General features: G+C 71.3%; 15 protein-coding genes and 1 pseudogene. 7 read left to right on the top strand and 9 right to left on the bottom strand.

Annotated elements, in window-relative coordinates; all coding sequences use genetic code 11:
- Positions 1-130 precede the first annotated feature (130 nt).
- The 9 genes from HET64_RS07880 to HET64_RS07840 all read right to left on the bottom strand — a co-directional run bounded on the left by HET64_RS07880 (position 131) and on the right by HET64_RS07840 (position 10538).
- Positions 131-1465 carry a sugar ABC transporter substrate-binding protein gene (locus HET64_RS07880; RefSeq protein ID WP_215103330.1) on the bottom strand — a complete coding sequence of 445 codons (1335 nt, stop codon included), beginning with the start codon at positions 1463-1465 and terminating at the stop codon, positions 131-133.
- On the bottom strand, positions 1462-3063 hold the full coding sequence (locus HET64_RS07875; protein WP_215103329.1) for a glycoside hydrolase 43 family protein: 1602 nt from the start codon (positions 3061-3063) through the stop codon (positions 1462-1464). Before HET64_RS07875 ends, HET64_RS07880 begins: the two co-directional genes overlap by 4 nt.
- Positions 3060-3914 carry a PmoA family protein gene (locus HET64_RS07870; RefSeq protein ID WP_215103328.1) on the bottom strand — a complete coding sequence of 285 codons (855 nt, stop codon included), beginning with the start codon at positions 3912-3914 and terminating at the stop codon, positions 3060-3062. Before HET64_RS07870 ends, HET64_RS07875 begins: the two co-directional genes overlap by 4 nt.
- On the bottom strand, positions 3911-5140 hold the full coding sequence (locus HET64_RS07865) for a Gfo/Idh/MocA family protein (RefSeq protein WP_215103327.1): 1230 nt from the start codon (positions 5138-5140) through the stop codon (positions 3911-3913). The genes HET64_RS07870 and HET64_RS07865 overlap by 4 nt, the downstream gene beginning before the upstream one ends.
- Positions 5137-6048, bottom strand: a complete 912-nt coding sequence (locus HET64_RS07860) for a carbohydrate ABC transporter permease (protein WP_215103326.1) — start codon at positions 6046-6048, stop codon at positions 5137-5139. Before HET64_RS07860 ends, HET64_RS07865 begins: the two co-directional genes overlap by 4 nt.
- Positions 6045-6977, bottom strand: a complete 933-nt coding sequence (locus tag HET64_RS07855) for a carbohydrate ABC transporter permease (RefSeq protein WP_215103325.1) — start codon at positions 6975-6977, stop codon at positions 6045-6047. The genes HET64_RS07860 and HET64_RS07855 overlap by 4 nt, the downstream gene beginning before the upstream one ends.
- 200 nt (positions 6978-7177) lie before the next feature.
- Entirely contained in the window at positions 7178-8932 is a 1755-nt protein-coding gene (araD, locus tag HET64_RS07850) for an L-arabinonate dehydratase (protein WP_215103324.1), read from the bottom strand.
- Positions 8929-9831, bottom strand: coding sequence for a dihydrodipicolinate synthase family protein (locus HET64_RS07845; RefSeq protein ID WP_215103323.1), 903 nt, complete (start codon positions 9829-9831; stop codon positions 8929-8931). Before HET64_RS07845 ends, araD begins: the two co-directional genes overlap by 4 nt.
- A gap of 50 nt (positions 9832-9881) precedes the next feature.
- Entirely contained in the window at positions 9882-10538 is a 657-nt protein-coding gene (locus tag HET64_RS07840) for a GntR family transcriptional regulator (protein ID WP_018960934.1), read from the bottom strand.
- A 420-nt stretch (positions 10539-10958) separates the two neighbouring features.
- Between HET64_RS07840 and HET64_RS07835 the strand changes: the two are divergent.
- The 7 genes and pseudogenes from HET64_RS07835 to HET64_RS07805 all read left to right on the top strand — a co-directional run bounded on the left by HET64_RS07835 (position 10959) and on the right by HET64_RS07805 (position 19721).
- Positions 10959-11515 (top strand): annotated as a pseudogene (locus HET64_RS07835) (DUF3159 domain-containing protein).
- Between the two features lie 45 nt (positions 11516-11560).
- Positions 11561-12826 (top strand): peptide synthetase, encoded by a 1266-nt coding sequence (locus HET64_RS07830; RefSeq protein ID WP_215103322.1) that lies wholly within the window; start codon positions 11561-11563, stop codon positions 12824-12826.
- Between the two features lie 89 nt (positions 12827-12915).
- On the top strand, positions 12916-14490 hold the full coding sequence (locus HET64_RS07825) for an alpha/beta fold hydrolase (protein ID WP_251144949.1): 1575 nt from the start codon (positions 12916-12918) through the stop codon (positions 14488-14490).
- Between the two features lie 259 nt (positions 14491-14749).
- Complete coding sequence (locus HET64_RS07820; RefSeq protein WP_215103321.1) at positions 14750-15487, top strand: MerR family transcriptional regulator; 738 nt, start codon at positions 14750-14752, stop codon at positions 15485-15487.
- Between the two features lie 92 nt (positions 15488-15579).
- A complete protein-coding gene (locus HET64_RS07815; protein WP_215103320.1) occupies positions 15580-17856 on the top strand; it encodes an MMPL family transporter in 2277 nt (758 codons plus the stop codon).
- 4 nt (positions 17857-17860) lie between these two features.
- Positions 17861-19045: a sensor histidine kinase gene (locus HET64_RS07810; RefSeq protein ID WP_215103319.1), complete on the top strand. Its 1185-nt coding sequence runs from the start codon at positions 17861-17863 to the stop codon at positions 19043-19045.
- A 1-nt stretch (position 19046) separates the two neighbouring features.
- Positions 19047-19721, top strand: a complete 675-nt coding sequence (locus HET64_RS07805) for a response regulator transcription factor (protein ID WP_215103318.1) — start codon at positions 19047-19049, stop codon at positions 19719-19721.
- The last annotated feature ends 31 nt before the right edge of the window (positions 19722-19752 follow it).

The raw sequence follows: 19752 nt of genomic DNA, 5'->3' as shown, positions 1-19752 counted from the left end.
GGGCAAAGGGGCAGGGGGCATGATCACCACCCCCGGCCCGCCGCCGTGTGCGAGCGCGGAAGTGGTGGTGAGGCGGGGACCGCGCCGCCGCCGGACCCCGTCAGTGGGGAGGGGCAGAAGCGCGGTCGGATCAACCGTTGCCGATCTCCTTCCACTCCTTGTTGGCGGCGTTCAACTGCTCGGCCATGTCGTCCAGGAACGCCTTGGCCGTGATCTTGCCGAGCAACACCTTCTGGAACTCCGGCTCGTTGTCCGCCTTGCTGATGTTGTTCCAGTCGGGCAGGTAGTAGGGCAGATCGACGACCTTCGTGGAGCCGTCGGTCAGGGTCTTCGCGGCCAGCGCGGTCGACTCGGTCTCCTTGATCCAGGGGTCCTTCGCCGCTTCGGTGTTGGCCGGGATGGCGCCCGCCGACTCGTTCCACTTGCTGTTGGACGCGTGGGAGGCCGCGAACTCGATGAACTTCCACGCCGCGGTCTTGTTCCGGCTCGTCCGGAAGAGGCCGAGGCCGTCGACGGGGTTGGAGACCTGCACCCGGGTGCCGCCGTCCCCGATGGGAGCGGGTATGCCCGCGAACTTCTCCTCGCCGAGGGCCTTGAGATGGTCCTGGTAGGAGCCGAGGTTGTGGCTCAGCATGCCGATCGTGCCGGTGTCCCACTGGGCCACCATCTTGGTGAAGTCGTTGTTGACGTCGGCGGCGGGCGTGGTCTTCTTGAAGAACCCGGCGTACTTCTCCAGAGCGGCGACGTTCTTCGGGTCGTTGAGCGTCGTCCGGTCGCCGTCCCAGAACTCGGTGATGCCGGACTGTCCGTAGACGGCGTCCAGCGCCTGCGCGATGGAGCCGGCGCCGCCGCGGATCGTGTAGCCGAACTTGTTGTCCTTCGCGTCGGTCAGCTTCTCGGCCGCCGTGTAGAAGTTCGCCCACGTGTCGGGAGCCTTCAGACCGGCCTGCTCGAACAGGTCGGTGCGGTACCAGAGCACACCGTTGTTCGCGGAGGTCGGTACGGAGTAGACGTCGTCACCCCGGCCGGCCGCCGCGCGGACGCTCTCGACCATGGACTCGACCAGCTTGCCCCGCAGCGCTGACTTCTCCAGCCGGTCGTTGACCGGCTCCAGGGCCTCCTGGGAGACCATGTTGGCCAGGTAGGCCGTGCCGACGCCGCCGACGTCGGGCAGCCCGCCGCCCGCGATCGCGGTGTCGTACTTGGACTGGACGTCGGCGATCGGGATCGGGACGTACGTGACCTCGATGTCCGGGTGCTGCTTCTCGAAGTCCTCGATGATCTCGGTCCAGACGGCGGTGCGCGGACCGCCGTTGTTGTCCCAGAAGGTGATCTCGCCCTTTCCGCTGCCCTCCGTGCCGGAGCCGCTGCCGTCGTCGCCGCACGCGGTGGCCGTCAGCGCGAGCACCGCCGTGATGGAGACCGCGGCCGCGGTACGTCCCCGCTGTGTCTTCGAAATGGTCATTTTCGGCTCTTCTCTGTCTGATGATGCGGGTGTGATGGATCCGTACACGTGCACTTCTGCGGGGGGTTGGGGCCGGTGACGCGGAATGCGGTGAAGCGGGCCGTTCCGGCGGGGCCCGTCCCGGCCGGCGCGGTGGCGAAGAGCCCGAGGAGGGCCCCGACCCAGCGCCAGGGGGTGGCGGCGAAGACCTGGCCCGAGGGCCGGAAGCCGTCGCCGGTGTCGGCGGAGAAGCGGCAGCGGGCCCCCGCCGTGACCTCGACGCGCAGCCTGGCCCGTCCGCCGGGGGACGCGCGGGGCCCGGCCGCGTCCCGTTCGTGTGCGGCGACGCCCTCGGCGAAGCGGTGGACGAGCCGCGGTGTGCCGTCCGCGGCGACCGCGAGGCCGATCCAGCCGAAGGCGTCACCCACCACGGCGAGTCCGGCCTTGGCGCCCGGTTCGCCGCTGTCCAGCGCGAGGTCCACGTCGACGGTGAACGCTTCGGCGGGCAGCCGCTGGACCAGGATGTTGGGCAGCAACCGCAGGTCGTGCTCGTCCGCGGTCCGTACGCAGGTGAGCCGCAGGCCGTCCCCGGTGTGCCGGGTGGTCCAGCCGGAGCGTCGGTTGGCCGTCCACTGCCACTGGGCCCCGGGGCGGCCGTCGGGGAAGTCGTCGTCGACGGCGGGCGCCGCCACCGGCTGGGCGGGGGCGACGGGTTTGGTGTGCCGGGGGACGGGTTCGCCCCTGTCGCCGATGACGGGCCAGCCCTCGGCGTCCCAGCGCATCGGCTGGAGGTGGACGACCCGCCCGTACGCTCCCCGGGCCTGGAAGTGGAGGAACCAGTCCTCGCCCGCGGAGGTGTGCACCCAGCCGCCCTGATGGGGGCCGTTGACGTCGGTGCGGCCCTGGGCGAGGACGACGCGTTCCTCGTACGGGCCGAAGAAGTCCCGGGAACGGAACGCGCCCTGCCAGCCGGTCTCCACGCCCCCGGCCGGCGCGAGGATCCAGAAGTAGCCGTCGCGCCGGTAGAGCTTGGGGCCTTCGAGGGTGAACCAGCCCGGAATCCGGTCGGCGTCCACCAACGTCGATCCCTCGTCGAGGAGTTCGCGGCCGTCGGGGCTCATCCGGTGGCCGGTGAGCCGGTTCTTGACGCCGGAGCGGGACTTGGCCCAGGCGTGGACGAGATAGGCCTCGCCGGTCTCCTCGTCCCACAGCGGGCAGGCGTCGATGAACCCCTTGCCCGCCTTGAGCAGATGAGGGGCGCTCCAAGGTCCTTCAATGTGGGCCGCGTTGATCTGCTGGATTCCGTGGTCGGGATCGCCCCAGAAGATCCAGAAGCGTCCGCCGTGGTGGCGCAGCGAGGGGGCCCAGACCCCGCGGTCGTGGCGGGGAGCGGCGAACTCGGCGGCGGGTTCGAGGCGGTCCAGCGCGTGCCCGACGGCGGTCCAGTTGACCAGGTCGCGGGAGTGCAGGAGCGGCAGCCCGGGGGACCGGCCGAAGCTGGACGCGGTGAGGTAGTAGTCGTCACCGACGCGGACGACGTCGGGGTCGGACCAGTCGGCGTTGAGGACCGGGTTGCGGTACGTCCCGTCACCGAGGTCGGAGGTCCAGGGCCGGCTCACCGGGCCACCGCCTCGCGCGCGTACCGGGCGGCGGTCTCCCGGTCCGGCCGGCCGTCCACGACGACGGTGATGATCCGGCGCACGACCGACGCCCCGGCGGGTACGGGCAGCCGCTCGTGCGCCGCCAGGCTGGAGCCGACGCCCGGGTACTCGGTGGTCCTCACGAACCACGGGTCGCGCCGGGTCTCCTCGGTCGCCCCCACGAACACGAGCGTCCAGCCGCCCCCGGAGAGCGCCAGCCAGTCGGCGGTGCGGCCGTGGACCTCGCTCTCCCCCTCGTGCGCGGCGCTGAACACCGTCGGCGGTTCGGCCTCCTTGGGGGCACGCCAGAAGAAGCCGCCGTACCCGGCGCCCGGCCGGCCGTTGGTCGCCGGGCTGCCGATGGAGAGGTCCGTGCCCCCGGGGTTGGTGAGCACGAAGGAGAAGTCCAGCTCCCAGCTGGCGCCGGAGGTCCGGGTGGCCGACAGGGTGCGGTACTCACGCAGGAGTTCGACGCCGGCGGCTTCCCAGCCGAGCTCCTGGGTGAAGCCGTTCGGGCTGCGGTGCGGCCTGGCCAGGTGGCGCTGGACGCCGTGGTTGTCGAGTGCGGTGGGCCCCCGGCCCCGTACGAAGGTGCGCCCGCCCCAGAAGTTGTACCCGGCGACGTCGGGGACGGCGACACAGACGCCCAGATGGTGGAGGTGGTCGGCGGGGCGCTCCTCGGTGACGGCGATCCCGCCGAGCGTGGTGACGGGGTGGAGGCGGGGGCGGCCGTCCGCCCCCGGTGCGTAGCCGTAGTGGGCGACGGTGTCGTCGCCGCAGGCCAGGGTGGCCGGGAGATCGGGGAACGGGTCCGTGGCGTGCCGGGTCATGAGGTGGCCACCTCGCCCACCCGGGCCCAGGGGGCGCCCAGTTCGGAGAAGAGGCTGAGGGACTCGGCCCCGGCGGCGACCAGGGAGTCGATGCCCGGCACGACCCGCCGCGCCCCGCCGTCAGGCCCGTCGTACCGGGTCTCCCAGGCGCGGTCGGGCAGCGGGGCGGGCTCGGGGGCGTTGCGTACGGCCTCGACGACCCGCATGAACGCCCCCGTGGACGCGGGCGGAACCAGCAGCGGTGTGCCGTGCTCCAGGTGGTCGAGGAGGTTCTCCAGGAGATCGGTCCGCCCGTGGACGGTCTCCTCGGGGCCCCGTCCGGCGCGCTGCACCAGGACCCGGTCCTGCTTGTACCAGAAGGTGATCCGGCCCTTCTCGCCGTGCACGATCACATACGGCTCCCCGGGGCGTTCGGCGCACAGGGTGACGGCGACGGTGACACACGGCCCGGCGGCGGTGGTGACACGGACGCTGCTGGTGTCGTCCGCCTCGATGGCGTGCGCCCGGTACAGCTCCGTCTCGATGGCGGTGACCTCCTCGGACCGGCCCCGGCAGGCCAGTTCGAGCGCGGTGGCCACGGCGTGCGCCAGGGGATTGGTGAGGACGCCGTCGACCACGTCGGTGGTGCCGATCCTGCGCCGCCCGGCCCAGGGCGCCCGCCGGAAGTAGGCGTCGTCCCGGACCCACGCCCCGGCGGCCCCGAAGCCGGTGACGGTCCCGATGGCTCCGGTGGCCACCAGCTCGCGGATGGCGGGCAGGGCGTGCGAGCCGAAGGACTGGAACCCCACCTGGCAGGCGATGCCCGCTCGTTCGACGCCCTCGGCCATCCGCGCGTAGTCGGCCCAGCCGGCGGCGGGCGGCTTCTCCAGCAGCAGGTGGACGCCCCGGGCGGCGGCGGTGAGGGCCAGCTCGGTGTGGGTCTGGATGGGGGTGCAGATGATGGCCGCCCGCGCTCCGGTGACGTCCAGGAGCGCCCCGAAGTCGTCGGACTGCTCGGGCGACTCGTCGGCGCCGAAGCCGGCGGCGGCGAGTTCACCGGCGGTCAGCGGTTCCAGCTCGCAGATGCCGGCCAGCCTGACCCGGCCCTGGTGCTGGAGCCGGCGCACATGGGCGAGGTGCCACCGGCCGTGGCCCCGGGCGCCGGCCAGGACGACCGGCACGGGGGCGGTCGGGACGACGGGCGTGCGGGCGGCCGGGTCCGCGGCCGGGGCGGTCACTTCCCTCATCCCTTCACCGCGCCGGCGCTGAAGCCCGTGATGAGCCACTTCTGGATGAAGGCGAAGACGATCACCACGGGGACGGCCGCGATGACACCGCCCGCAGCGAGCGCGCCCAGGTCGACGCTGTCCGCGCCGATCAGCGTGTTGAGACCGACCGGGATCGTCTGCTTGTCCTGCTCGCTCAGGAACATCAGGGCGAAGAGGAAGTGGTTCCAGCTGTGCACGAACGCGAAGGAGCCGACGGCGATCAGCCCGGGGCGCAGGAGCGGCAGGACGACGGCGCGGAAGGCGGTGAAGCGCGAGCAGCCGTCGACCCAGGCGGCCTCCTCCAGGGAGACCGGGACGTTCTTGATGAAGCCGCTGATCAGGATGATCGACAGCGGGAGCTGGAACACCGTCTCCGCGATGACGACGCTCCCCAGCGAGTTGATCATCTGGAGGTTCCGGAAGATCTCGAAGAGCGGTACGAGCATCAGGGCGCCCGGGATGAACTGCGAGCAGAGCAGCGCGAGCATGAACGCGCCCTTGATCCTGAAGTCGAACCGGGCCAGGGCGTAGCCGCCGGCCAGGGCGACCAGGGTCGTGGCGACGAGCGTCGCGACGCCGACGATCATGCTGTTCTGGAAGAAGACGGCGAAGCTCCGCTCGTTCCAGACCTTGGAGAAGTGCGCTCCGGTCATCGGCCAGGGCACCAGCGATGTGGAGCCGGCGGGCCGTACGGCGAAGAGCAGCATCCAGTAGAACGGGATGAGCGTGAAGAGCAGGTAGAGGCCGAGCGGCAGGTAGATCTGCCAGCGCGGCACGTCGTCGAAAGCGCGCTCCCGCCCGCTGCGGCGGCGCGGGGAGGACGGCGGGGAGCCGGGAGCGGAGGACCGCCGAGCGGTTCCGTTCTTCTCCGTGAGCAGGGCGGTCACGTGCGGTCGCCTCCGAACTTGCTCAGGCGCAGATAGACGATCGAACAGAAGAGGAGGATCACGAAGGCGACGGTGGTGAGCGCGGAGGCGTACCCGAAGTCGTGGCCCTCGATGCCGGTGTTGGCCACGTAGAGCGGCAGGGTGGTGGTCTCACCCGCGGGCCCGCCGCCGGTGAGGGTGTAGAGCAGGTCGACGTTGTTGAACTCCCAGACACCGCGCAGCAGGGTGGCGAGGATGATCGCGTCCCGCAGGTGGGGCAGCGTGATGTGGAAGAACTGCCGCAGCCGGCCCGCGCCGTCGACCGACGCCGCCTCGTACAACTCCTTCGAGACGGACTGGAGGTCGGCGAGGATGAGAATCGCGAAGAAGGGGACGCCGCGCCAGAGTTCGGTGACGGTGGCCGCCCAGAAGACGGTTCCGGTGTCCGAGAGCACCGACGTGCCGTACTCGCCGATCCCGGCGTCCGCGAGGTAGCGGCTGAAGCCGGTCGAGGAGTTGTAGAGCAGGATCCAGATCGTGCTGGTCAGCACACCGGAGACGGCCCAGGGGGAGAAGACCATGGCCCGGGAGATGCCGCGCCCGATGAACGTCTGGTTGACGATCAGGGCGAGCGCCAGGCCGAGGAGCAGCTGGAGCGTGACCTGGGTGAAGACCCACTGGGCGCTGAACCCGAGCGTCGGCCAGAACTGGTCGTCCTCGGTGAAGACGCGCCGGAAGTTGTCGAGCCCGGCGAAGCCGTTCCGCCACGGCTTGGTGACGTTGTAGTTCTGCAGGCTGTAGTAGAAGACGCTGAGCACCGGGTAGGCGATGAAGCCCAGCATCAGGAGGCCCGCCGGCGCGATCAGCAGATACGGCAGGCGGCGGGGGCTCGCCCGGCGGCGCCGGGACTCTTTGGGCGGCGGTGTGGCCACGGCTGCGGTTGGGGCCATGACGCGTCTCCGATCTCTGGGAGGTGCTGGATGCGCTGGACGTCCGGGCCTGTTGGCCACAGGTTCTGAAAGCGCTTGCTACGAAGAGCTGGAGCGGCCCGGGGGAGCGAGGGACCGAGGGGGGTTCCCCGGCTCCGCCCGGGTACGGCCACGGGGCCCGCGTACGGTCACGGGGCCCGCGTACGGTCACGGGGCCCGGTTCATCCCGCGTACGGGTCGGGCACCTCTCCCTGCCGGGCCAGGAACGCGAAGTCGCATCCGGTGTCGGCCTGGGTGATCTGATCCTGGTACAGCGCCCCGTAGCCGCGTCCGTAGCGGGCGGGCGGCGGGGACCAGGCGGCCCTGCGCCGCTCCAGTTCCTCGTCGTCGACGTCGAGCCGCAGGAGCCGGGCCCCGACGTCCAGCGTGATGAGGTCGCCGGTGCGGACCAGGGCGAGCGGACCGCCGACGAAGGACTCGGGCGCGATGTGCAGGACACACGCCCCGTAACTGGTGCCGCTCATCCGCGCGTCGGAGATCCGCACCATGTCCCGCACACCTTGCTTCAGCAGGTAGTCGGGGATCGGCAGCATGCCGTACTCGGGCATGCCGGGGCCGCCCTGGGGCCCGGCGTTGCGCAGCACGAGCACATGGTCCGGAGTGAGGCCGAGGGCCGGGTCGTTGATCGTGCGCTGGAGTTCCCGGTAGTCGTCGAAGACGACGGCGGGCCCGGTGTGGCGCAGCAGGCGCGGCTCGGCGGCGATGTGCTTGATGACGGCCCCGTCGGGACAGAGGTTGCCGCGCAGCACCGCCACCCCGCCTTCCCCGGCCAGGGGGTCGGAGCGTTCGCGGATGACGTCGCTGTTGTGGACGGGGGCCCCGTCGAGCTGCTCGCGCAGGGTGGCGTGCGCGACCGTGGGCCGCTCCAGATGCAGTACGTCGGTGAGCCGCCCCAGGAAGCCGGGCAGACCGCCGGCGAAGTGGAAGTCCTCCATCAAGTACCGCCCGCCGGGACGGAGGTCGGCGAGGACGGGCACCGTACGGGCGATCCGGTCGAAGTCGTCCAGGGTGAGCTTCACGCCGGACCGGCCCGCCATCGCGATCAGATGGATCACGGCGTTGGTGGAACCGCCGAGCGCGAGAACCGTGGCGACGGCGTCCTCGTACGCCTCCGGCGTCAGGATCTGCGACAACGTCACCTGCCGCATGACGAGGTCGACGATCCGCAGCCCCGAAGCCGCGGCCATCCGCTCGTGCCCCGAGTCGACCGCCGGTATGGACGAGGCGCCCGGCAGGGTGACCCCCAGCACCTCGGCGGCGGCCGTCAGCGTGGAGGCGGTGCCCATCGTCATGCAGTGGCCGGGGGAGCGGGCCAGACCGTTCTCCAGCTCGGCCATCTCGCAGTCGCCGATGATCCCGGCCCGCCGCTCGTCCCAGTACTTCCACATGTCCGTGCCGGAGCCGAGGACCTCGTCGCGCCAGTGCCCGGGCAGCATCGGCCCGGCGGGCACGAAGACGGTCGGCAGGTTCACCGAGGCGGCGCCCATCAGCAGCGCGGGCGTCGACTTGTCGCAGCCGCCCAGCAGCACGGCCCCGTCGACGGGGTAGGAGCGCAGCAGCTCCTCGGTCTCCATCGCCAGCAGGTTGCGATAGAGCATCGGGGTCGGCTTCTGGAAGGTCTCCGAGAGGGTGGAGACCGGGAACTCCAGGGGGAACCCGCCCGCCTGCCAGACCCCCCGCTTGACCGCCTGCGCACGGTCGCGCAGATGGGTGTGGCACGGGTTGATGTCGGACCAGGTGTTGAGCACCGCGATGACGGGCTTGCCGAGGTGCTCCTCGGGGAGGTAGCCGAGCTGACGGGTGCGGGCCCGGTGGCTGAAGGACCGCAGCCCGTCGGCGCCGAACCACCGGTGGCTGCGCAGCTCCTCGGGCGCGATACGGCCGGATCCCGGGTCCCGGGTGGACGCGTCGGTCACAGGGACCACTCGGATATCAGCCCGGCGACCTCGGCGCGCCGCGCCTCGGGCAGGACCCGGCTCGGAGCGCGTACGTCGCGGCGGCAGAGCCCCAGGGCGGACAGGGCCTCCTTCACGACGGTGACGTTGTCGGCGGACTGCTCCTCGGCGCGGAGTTCCTCGAAGCGGCGGATACGGTCCCAGACCTTCATCGCCGCCACGTAGTCCCCGGCCCGCAGCGCCTCCAGCATGTCGAGGGAGACGGCCGGGGCGACGTTGACGAGACCGGAGGTGAAGCCGGTGGCGCCGGTGGCGAAGTAGGAGGGGGCGTACAGCTCCGCGAGACCGGCGATCCAGACGAACCGTTCCAGGCTGGCGTCCCGGGCGAAGGCGCCGAAGCGGGCCGCGTCGGGGACCGCGTACTTCACGCCGACGACGTTGGGGCAGGCGTCGGCGAGTTCGGCGAGCCGCTCGCCGGCCAGCCGCGGGCTGCGGATGTAGGGGACGACACCGAGCTGCGGCACGGCCTCGGCGATCGACCGGTGGTAGTCGACCCACCCCTCCTGCGCGATGTACGGGTGCACCGGCTGGTGCACCATCACCATCGCCGCACCGGCCTCGGCGGCGTGCTCGGCCGCGGCCACCGCGGTCGGCACATCGTGACCGACGCCCACCAGGACGGTGGCGCGCCCCGCGGCCTCCTCGACGGTCAGCTCGGTGACCAGGCGCCGCTCGTCGGGGGTGAGGGCGTAGAACTCCCCGGTGTTGCCGTTCGGGGTGACGGTGCGGACGCCGCCGTCGAGCAGCCTGCGCATCAGGACACGGTGGGTCGCGGGGTCGACGCTCCCGTCCTCGGCGAACGGCGTCACCGGGATCGCCACGACGTCTGCGAGGGCCGCCTTCAGCGGTGAGTGGTCCATGCGGACTGGCCTTTCTTCGAGGTGCTGGCGGAGCGTGGCCGGCGGGCGGTTCACGCGGCGTCACCCCCGTCTTCGTCGTCGGGGAAGGCGCGGCGTACGAACGAGGCGATGTGGTGGTGCAGGGCCCCGGCGGCGGCCTCCGCGTCGTCGGCGAGGGCGAGCCGCAGGATCTCGCGGTGCTCGGCCGCCTCCCGCTCCCAGGACGGGACGGCCGACCAGGCCACGGTCGACACGAGCGCCGCCTGGTCGCGGACCTCGTCGAGCATCCGGGAGAGCAGCGGGTTGCCGCAGGGCAGGTAGAGGGCCCGGTGGAAGTCCCGGTTGGCCAGCGACCTGTCCGCCGTGTCGGCCGCCGAGTCGGCCCGTTCCAGGGCCTCTTGGGCCGCCTCCAGGGAGGCGCCCCGGGTGATGGAGCGGCGCAGCGCCTCCGGTTCCAGCAGGAGGCGCACGTCGTACACCTCCCTGGCCATGGTCGCGTCGACGAGCCGCACGGTGACGCCCTTGTACTGGCTCATCACCACGAGCCCGGTGCCCGCGAGCGTCTTGAGCGCCTCGCGGACGGGAGTCTTCGACACCCCGAACTGCGCGGCGAGTTCGGTCTCCACCAGCGCCTGTCCCGGTCTCAACTGCGCGGTGAGGATGGCGTGCTTGATGGCCTCCAGCACGTACTGGGTCCGGGACGGGATCGGGGCAGGGGCGAAGGTCATGGGTGACGGGCTCTCACATCTCGCGTATCGCGTCTCATATATGACGTACGAAGTACGACGCGATGAAGCTAGGGCCACGTGGAATGTTTCGTCAACGCTTCCGACCGAAGAACTTCTCCCGCCCGGGAGCCACTTGACGACGCCGGTGGGCGTGCCGCCCGCCCGCTCGGGCCCCATCGGCGGAGCAGGGCTCGCCCGTGCGGCACCGACCCGGCCCGCCCGGCCTCCGCCGCTCGAAAGTGCGCGACCTCCTATTTGTCGAACTGTGCCGTAACGTCACGGGTTTCGCCGGGAATCGACGAGGTAAACGCCCTTTGATACCCAAGCCCTGACGTCGTCCTACGGAAACGAGATGACGTGGGGAAAGGGATCACATGCGATTTCAGGGCGGTCCTGGAACCGACTGACCAGGAGAACTCCATGACTTTTCTGGACGGCGAACGCAGCGCTCCGCAGGAGCCCGCCGCACCCTTCGCAGCCGCGCCGGGTCCTGATCCGAAACCGACCGTGCTCGAATCCATGGGAGGCCCGGCGGGATTCGTCTACTCCACCATTCCGGTCGTCGTCTTCGTGGTGGGAAATTCCCTGGCGACCACAGCGGTGGCCATCTCGGTGGCGATCGCCACCGGGGTGGTGCTCACCGTGGTGCGCCTGCTGCGCGGAGAGCGCTTCGCCTCCGCCGTCGGCGGGCTCGTCGGCGTGGCGTTCGCCGCGGGCATCGTCGCGCTGACCGGGTCGGCCAAGGACTTCTTCCTGCTCGGGATCTGGGCGGCCCTCGCCGGATTCATCGCCGCTTTCGGTTCGCTCCTGGTCCGCCGGCCGGGTTCGTCGTCAAGCAGTGGCTCTACGTCCATGACTTCACCGGCTGGCTGGCGTTCGCGAAGGTCGCCATGGGCACCCCACTGACGATTGTGGCCGTGCTTGTCGCCGCCTGGGCTTTCCGGCGGAGTTCCGGGCGGTTGATCCGGGAACCCTGACAGGCCCACGCACGCACGACGACATCATTCGGAAGAGGCGGGAAAGTGACGATCAGCAACAGCCGGGGAACGGCATTGCGTGCGCTCGGCGCATTCGAGAAGACCATCGATCTCTATATGCATAAATACCCTGTCCAGTTCTCTCTGGTGGCGCGCGTCGACCGGCAGGTGTCGACGGTGACGCTGGCACGGGCGCTGGCGCGCCTCCAGGAGCGCCATCCCCTGCTCGCGGCCTCGGTCGACCGCAGTGCGGTGGAAACCCTGTACCGCTCGGCGGAGGGCGCCGTAGACGTCGCGACCCGTGCCGCGGGCACCCCGTGGCAGGCGGTCGTGGCCACCGAACAGACGCGCCCCATTCCGCCGGAACCGGGTCCCCTGCTGCGAGCCGTCCTGATCCCCGGAGACACGGACTGTTCCGTCGTGCTGACCTTCGCCCACCAGATCACCGACGGAGTCGGTGGCCTGCAGGTGCTGCTGGACCTGATCGAGGCTCTCGACGGCGGCGAACCCGGAAGGGCCGGCGGTGTACCGCGGGCCCAGGAGGACCTCCTCGCCGGCCTCGACGTGGGTACGGACACCGGCGACGCCGCGGCCTTGGAGGTCCCGCCGGCGGAGGACGAGCGCATGAGCGCACCCGGAGAGCTCGTCCCGTTCTCCGCGCTGCTGCCGCACGTGTCCGCCCTTGCCCTCGACCGTGAACTGACCACGAGGCTCGTCGGCCGCTGCCGTACGGAGGGCGTGTCGGTGCACGCGGCCCTCTGCTCGGCCGCCTCCACGGTGTTCCACCGGCGGGGCCGCGACTTCGTGCGGGTGTTGAGCCCGGTGGACCTGCGTCGCGCGGCCGGCCTGCCCGACGACGTCGCCAACCGCTTCGCCGGAGCTCGGACGGCGAGTGAGGAGAGGCGGGCGGACGACTTCTGGGGCCTCGCCCGGCGGCACCACGCGTCGCTGGCGCGGCAACGCGCACCGCACGCGCTCCGGGCCGCTTCCGCGGCTCTCTCCGAGAGCGCACCGGAGACCCCCGAGCACGCCGAGGCGATGATGGCCGCGGTCACGGCGGCCGACATCCAGATCACCAACCTCGGTGCGGCGGAAGCGTACGGATCGATCCCGTCCTGCGTCACGGCTCTGTGGGGCCCCGCGCAGATCACCCAGGTGCGCGGGGAGCACGTCCTCGGTGTCGTCACCGTCGGCGGGCGCCTGCGGATGACCGAACTCACCCACGACCCCGTGGCCGGCCTTCTCCCGGAGATGGCCGCTGTCCTCGCCCGGGCCTGCGCGGCCTCGGACCGGGACGCCGGCCCCGCGTGACGGTTCCCTCCCGCGCGGCGGGAGCCGGTCCGCCGCGCACCACCGCACGCTCTTCCCCGTCCCCCACCACACCCCCACGAGGAGCGACGTTGTCCTACCTGCCCACGCGACTCCGCCCGACGATGACCGCGGTGGCCGTGCCGCTGCTGCTTCTGGTCGGAGCCTGCGCCCCGAGCACGTCCGACGCCTCGCAGCCGGCGAAGGCCTCGACGAAACCACCCGGTGAGCTGGACCGCTTCTACGACCAGGACCTCGCGTTCGGCTCGTGCGAGGGGTACGGCACCACTCCGGCGGACGAGAAGGCCTTCGCCGATCCCCGCCTCCAGTGTGCCCGGCTGGACGTGCCGCTGGACTACGACGCCCCCGACGGCAGGACGGGGCAGATCGCGGTGCTCCGGGTTCCCGCACGGGGCAAGTCGAAGGGTCCCCTGCTCCTCAACTCGGGCGGCCCCGGCGGCACCGGCCAGAACTTCGCGGCGCAGACCGGCACGGCGCTGGCGAAGAGCCCCGTGACCGAGAGCTTCGACCTCGTGGGATTCGACCCCCGTGGCGTCGGAGCGTCCGAACCGGCGATCAGCTGCTTCACCGAGGAGGACTACCGCGCCGGTGACGTACGGACCGAACTCGTCCTGACAGCCGGTCGCTTCACCGCGGAGGACACCGAGCGACTCGTCGCCAAGTGCGCGCGGGGCTCCGGCGGTGAACAGAACCTGGGCACCGTCAGCACCCGCGACACGGTCCGCGACATGGACATCCTGCGGTCCGCCCTCGGCGGGAAGAAGCTGAACTTCCTGGGCCAGAGCTACGGGACCCGCATCGGGGCGCTGTACGCCGAGCAGTTCCCGGGCAACGTCCGCGGCATGGTCCTCGACGGCGCCGTCGATCCCCACCTCGGCAGCGAGCGGCGACTGTCCCAGTACAGCGGCTTCCAACGCTCCTTCGACAAGATGGCCGAGGCCTGCGCCGCCGCCCAGGACTGCCCCCTGGGCACCGATCCGAAGCAGGCGACCGAGAAGTTCCAGAAGATCGCCCGCCCGCTGCTCGACAAGCCGCTCATCTACGGGCAGGGGATGCGGTTCACGTACAACGACCTCATGGACGCCGTGATCTCCGGCCTCTACTACCAGGCGGTCTGGCCGAAGATCACCAAGGGCATCGCCGAGGTGCGGTCGGGCAACCCCGAACAACTCCTCGCCATCTCCGCGGCCTTCAGCGGGCGCGGCCCGGACGGGAGCGGCAGCAACTTCGACGTGGCCAACTATGCCATCACCTGCATGGACGAGGCACGCATGACCCCCGAGCAGGCGGTCGAGATGCGCGGCAGGACCTACCGGGCGGCACCGTTCGCCGACCCGGGCACCGGCACCGAAGGGGCCAGGGACACCTGCGAGTTCTGGCCGGCCGAGCCGAAGACCACGTACCCCTTCCCCGACCGCGTCGACGGGCTGCCCGCCACCCTGACGATCTCGATCACCGGTGACCCGAGCACCCCGCATCAGGCGGGCGTCAACCTGGCAGAAACCCTCGACGGCAGCCTGCTCACCGTGAAGGGGGAACAGCACACCATCGCCGCGTCAGGGGTCAACGCCTGCGTCAACAAGGCCGTGGCCGACTATCTGATCCACCTGCGAACCCCGTCCGAAAGCACCACCTGCACCCTCTGAACACCCCACCGGGCCCGCCGACGAGCGGCTGCGCCCGGCCCGTGTCCTCCTTCCCCCGCCGAACAGGGGGAAGGAGGACACTGCGGTTCCGGTGGGAGGGACCCCCGCGCTTGAAGGCGCGACCTGCCCGTACGCTGCCGGGGCCAGGCGCGCCCGTCCCGCACGCCCGCGCTTGACCATGCCGCTGCGGCATGGTTTCCACTGGACCCCTTCGGCGCGACCGCGCCGACATCACCGGCTGCCGAGGGAGAGACCCATCATGGCGTGGAGCACCCGCGAGATCGCGGAGCTCGCCGGAACCAGTCTGAGGACCGTGCGGCACTACCACGACATCGGGCTGCTCGACGAGCCGGAGCGGCGCTCCAACGGCTACAAGCAGTACGGAGTCACCCACCTCGTCCGACTGCTGCGGGTCAAACGCCTCACGGCCCTCGGATTCTCCCTGGCCCAGATCGCCGCCCTGCCCGACCACGAACACCCCCGGGACGCCCTCCGAGCCCTCGACGCCGAACTGGCCGCCACCATCGAACGCCTCCAGCAGGCCCGCGTCGAGGTCGCGGCACTGCTCAAGAAGACCGGAGCCACCGATCTGCCCCTCCGGTTCGCCGAGGCGGACGACCCCGCCGAACTGCCCGACCCGGACCGCTCGTTCGTCACCGTCCTGGGCACGATCCTCGGCCCGAGCGGCCTGGACGCCTACGCGGACATGCTGCGACAGGACCCCGACGCGGTAGCCCTGGAACTCGACGACCTCCCCGCAGACGCCGACGAACCGACGCGCCGGGACCTCGCGAGACGCCTCGTGCCCTATGTCCGCGCACTGCATGTGAAGCACCCCGGACTGGAGCACCTCTCCTCGGACGCCCCACGCGGCCCGGAGCACACCGCGCAGACCATCGGCAGAGCGATCACCGACCTCTACAACCCCGCCCAGGTCGACGTGATGCGTCGCCTCGGAACCCTTCTCGCGCGGCCGGAGGGGAACACGGCAGTCTGACCCGCCGGCGCTCTTGTCCACCGATCGGTGGACAACAGGTTCAGTCGGCAGGACGTGTCGGGCGCCGCACTCCTGCGACCAGGATTTCCGGCATGAGACACCTACCTGTACGTATGGCCCGATGGAGCGCCCGGCACGCCGGGCGGGCGATCGCCGGCTGGTTCGCGTTCGTCGTCCTGTGCCTCGTGGCCGGCATCGCATGGGGCACCAACGAGGCCACCACCAAGGACTTCTGGGTCGGCGAGGCGGGACGCGCCGAGGCGACGGCGACCGAGGGCGGCCTGGAGCGTTCCCCCACCGAGCGGATCATGATCCGGGCCAGGTCGGGGGAGCTGGACATGGCGGCGGCCGGTGCGGCGGCCCGGGACGTGACCGCGCGGATGCGGGAGCTGCCCCAGGTGGAGAGCGTGGCCGCTCCCGTCCGCTCGAAGGACGGCGAGGTCCTGCTGGTCTCGTTGGTCCTGAACGGCCCCGAGCTGGAAGGCAGGAAGAACGTCGTACCGCTCCTGGAGCAGACGGCGGCGGTGGCCGCCGACCACCCGGACCTGGTGGTGGAGGAGACCGGATCCCCCGCCATCAGCAAGGGCGTCAACGACCAGCGCGACGAGGATCTCGCACTCTCCGAACGCATCAGCCTGCCCGTCACCGTCATCACCCTGCTGGTCGTGTTCGGCTCGGTGATCATGGCGGGTGTGCCGCTGCTGCTGGCGCTCTCCTCGATCGCCGCGGCCATCGGACTGTCCATGGTCGCCTCGCACGTCATGCCCGACGCGGGGGTCGGGACGAACCTCATCCTGCTCATCGGTCTGGCGGTCGGCGTCGACTACACGCTCTTCTACCTGAAGCGCGAACGGGAGGAACGGGCGCGCGCCGACGGGCGGCTCGGCCCGGAAGCCCTCGTGGAGCTGGCGGCGGCGACGGCGGGCCGGGCCATCGTGGTCTCCGGTCTGGCCGTGATCGTCTCCACCGCCACCCTGTATCTGGCCGCGGACGTCATCTTCTCCTCACGGGCGACCGGGACCATCCTCGTCGTGGCCGTCGCCGTCGCCAGCTCGCTCACCGTGCTCCCCGCGCTGCTGGTCGTCATCGGCCGCCGCGCCGACCGCCTCGCTCCCCGCCGGGCCGCCTGCCGGGCGAGGCGCGGCAAGCCGGCCCGGGCCGGGAAGCCGGAGACGGGACGGGTGTTCGCCGCTCTGCTGCGCCCGGCCCGGACCCGCCCCGCCCTCACCCTGTGCCTGTCGGTCCTCGTCATGCTCGGCCTGGCCGTGCCCGCGCTCGGCCTGAAACTGATCGACCCGGGAAGGGACACCTTCTCCCGCGACATCCCGGCCATGCGGGTCTACGACCGGCTGACCGAGAGCTTCCCCGAACTCCTCGTCACCCACGAGGTCGTCACCCGCTCCACGCCGGAACGGGCGGCACAGGTGAAGCGGGCCCTGGAGGACCTCGGCCGACGGGCCCGGACGGACCCCCTGTTCGCACGGGCCCCGCAGAACCCGGAGGGGGCGAAGAACCTGACGAACCCGGCGGCGAATCCGGAATCCCCGGAGGACCTCCGGCCGACGGTCCGCACGTCGGCCGACGGCAGGATCAGCGTGCTGGAACTCCCGGTGCCCCATCCCGCGCCCTCCGCCGAGGCGATCGCGTCGCTCACCCACCTCCGCCAGGACCACATCCCCGCCACCGTCGGCCGACTGTCCGGCGTGGAGACGGCGGTGAGCGGCGACGTCGCGCGGGGACGCGACTACGTGAGCCACGAGAGCGGCAAACTGCCCCTCGTCCTCGGTTTCCTGCTGCTGATGACCTTCCTGATGACCGTGTGGGCGTTCCGCTCCGTGGTGATCGGCGCGATCGGCGTCGTACTGAACCTGCTCTCCGCCGGCGCCTCACTCGGCATGCTGGTCCTGGTCTTCCAGGGGACGTGGGCGGAGGGACTGCTGGCCTTCGACTCCCTCGGGGCGATCGCGTCCAGGGTTCCGTTGTTCCTCGTGGTGATCCTCTTCGGCCTGTCGATGGACTACCAGGTGTTCGTGGTCAGCCGGATCCAGGAGGCCAGGCAGAACGGCGTGTCCGCCCGCGAGGCGGTCCTGGAGGGCATCAACCGGTCGGCCAAGGTGGTGACCAGCGCGGCGATCGTCATGGTGACGGTGTTCGGCGCGTTCGTGGCCCTGCACCTCACCGAGATGAAACAGATGGGGTTCTGCCTGGCCGTGGCCGTCCTCCTGGACGCCGTGGTCATCCGGCTCATGGTCCTGCCGTCGGTGCTGTTGCTCCTCGGTGAGCGTGCCTGGTGGCCGGCCCGGCGCCCCGGCCGGACCGTGCGGGCCCAGGAACCCGCCGCCGCCGGGTCGCCCGCGGAAGTAGGCTGACGCGGTGAATCAACGGCCGCAGCCCGACACCGCGTTGACCGTACCGTCGCTGCACCGGTGGAACGCCGTCTTCTGGGTGCTGCTGGGCGTGGTCCCGCCGGCCCTCGCGGTCGCCGACGCACCCGGGACGACGCGCTTCCCGGTGCTGGGGCTGCTGGCCGTGCTCGCCCTGTCGTACGGCGCGGTGGGGCTGTTCCCCGGCAACCCCGTCCTGCGCCCCCGCCCTTACCTGTACGTACTCGTCGTGGGCCTCGGAGCCATGTCGTACCTGCTCGACGGCAGCGCGGCGCTCTTCGTGGTGACACTGCCGCACTTCTGGATCTACACCGCGAGCGCGCGTGCCGCGATCACTCTGAGCGGTCTCGCAGCGGCGGGCGTCGTGGCCGGCAACGTCGTACGGCAGGGCTGGGACGGGGAGTTCTTCACCGGCAACGTGATCTTCACGCTCATCGGCTACGCGGCAGGCGTCCTCATCGGGTTGGGGGTGCGCCACATCACCGAGGACGCCGACGAGAGGGCCCGCCGGCTGAGCGCCGAACTGGAGGAAGCGCGGCTCCGGCTCATCGAGGCACACCACCGGCAGGGTGCGGCGGACGAGCGCGAACGGCTCGCGCGGGAGATCCACGACACGCTCGCCCAGGGGTTCGCGTCCATCATCGTGCTCGCGGAGGCGGCCGGATCCGGTCTGGCGACCGACCCGGGCAGGAGCGGGAAACACCTGCTCGCGATCGAGAACACCGCGCGCGAGAACCTCGCCGAGGCGCGCGTCCTCGTCGGCTCCGCCCCGCAGAGCGGTGTCGCCGCCGGTTCGGTGGCGGACACCCTGCGACGGACCCTGCGGCGGTTCACCGAGGACACCGGGACCCGCGTCACCTCCGAACTGCCGGACGTCACCTGCGACCAGCAGACCCGCATCGCTCTCCTGCGCTGCACCCAGGAGTCCCTCGCCAACATCCGCAAGCACGCGGCGGCCTCCACCGTGGAGGTGGTCCTCACCATGCAGCCGTACGGGATCGAACTGGAGATCACCGACGACGGCGCGGGCTTCGTTGCGGAGGACTCCCACGGCTTCGGGCTGCACGGCATGCGCAAGCGCCTGGCCGAGCTCGGCGGCGAGCTCACCGTCACCAGCTCGGTCGGCGACGGCACACGTGTCCTGGCCATGATTCCCACCGACGGACAGGGCTGAGATGACCCACGGGCCGACAACGGACAAGAAGCTCCGGATCCTCGTGGCGGACGACCACACGGTGATGCGTGCCGGGGTCGTCGCCCTGCTGGCGAACGAACCCACCATCGAGATCGTCGGCGAGGCCGAGGACGGCCGTGCGGCCGTCGGTCTCGTCGAACGGCTGGAGCCCGACGTGGTGCTGATGGACCTGCGCATGCCCGTCCTCGACGGGACGAGCGCCACCACGGAGATCGTCGCCGGGCCCGCCCGGACCCGCGTGCTGATCCTGACCACGTACGAGACCGACGCGGAGATCGAGCGCGCCGTCGAGGCGGGCGCCATCGGCTACCTGCTGAAGGACGCCACCCGCGAGCAGCTGGTGGAGGCCGTCCACTCCGCGTCCCGGGGCGAGACCGTGCTGGCTCCGCGCGTCGCGGCTCGGCTGGTGGCCCGGATGCGACGGCCGACGCCGGTGACGCTGACGCCACGGGAGGTGGATGTACTGGGCGCGGTGGCGGACGGGCTGTCCAACGTGGAGATCGGCCGTCGGCTGGTCATCGCGGAGGCGACCGTGAAGACGCATCTGCTGAGGGTCTTCGCCAAGCTCGACGTGGCCGACCGTACGCACGCGGTGGTCAAGGCACTGGAGCTCGGTCTGCTGAAAGGACCCCGGGGGAGAGCGGAAGGCGCCTGACCTCCTGCCCGGTCGGCGCGTAACCCCGCTC

The organism is Streptomyces sp. McG3 (genome assembly GCF_018619185.1).
GTDB lineage: Bacteria > Actinomycetota > Actinomycetes > Streptomycetales > Streptomycetaceae > Streptomyces.
Note: the sequence above shows the minus strand (reverse complement) of the source record. Positions and strands in the feature narration are given on the sequence as shown.

Bases quoted from the DNA above. Each gene is read 5' to 3' on its own strand.
- HET64_RS07880 (WP_215103330.1), bottom strand. From the start codon at position 1,465: ATGACCATTTCGAAGACACAGCGGGGACGTACCGCGGCCGCGGTCTCC.
- HET64_RS07870 (WP_215103328.1), bottom strand. From the start codon at position 3,914: ATGACCCGGCACGCCACGGACCCGTTCCCCGATCTCCCGGCCACCCTG.
- HET64_RS07865 (WP_215103327.1), bottom strand. From the start codon at position 5,140: ATGAGGGAAGTGACCGCCCCGGCCGCGGACCCGGCCGCCCGCACGCCC.
- HET64_RS07855 (WP_215103325.1), bottom strand. From the start codon at position 6,977: ATGGCCCCAACCGCAGCCGTGGCCACACCGCCGCCCAAAGAGTCCCGG.
- HET64_RS07845 (WP_215103323.1), bottom strand. From the start codon at position 9,831: ATGGACCACTCACCGCTGAAGGCGGCCCTCGCAGACGTCGTGGCGATC.
- HET64_RS07840 (WP_018960934.1), bottom strand. From the start codon at position 10,538: ATGACCTTCGCCCCTGCCCCGATCCCGTCCCGGACCCAGTACGTGCTG.
- HET64_RS07820 (WP_215103321.1), top strand. From the start codon at position 14,750: ATGGCGTGGAGCACCCGCGAGATCGCGGAGCTCGCCGGAACCAGTCTG.
- HET64_RS07815 (WP_215103320.1), top strand. From the start codon at position 15,580: ATGAGACACCTACCTGTACGTATGGCCCGATGGAGCGCCCGGCACGCC.
- HET64_RS07805 (WP_215103318.1), top strand. From the start codon at position 19,047: ATGACCCACGGGCCGACAACGGACAAGAAGCTCCGGATCCTCGTGGCG.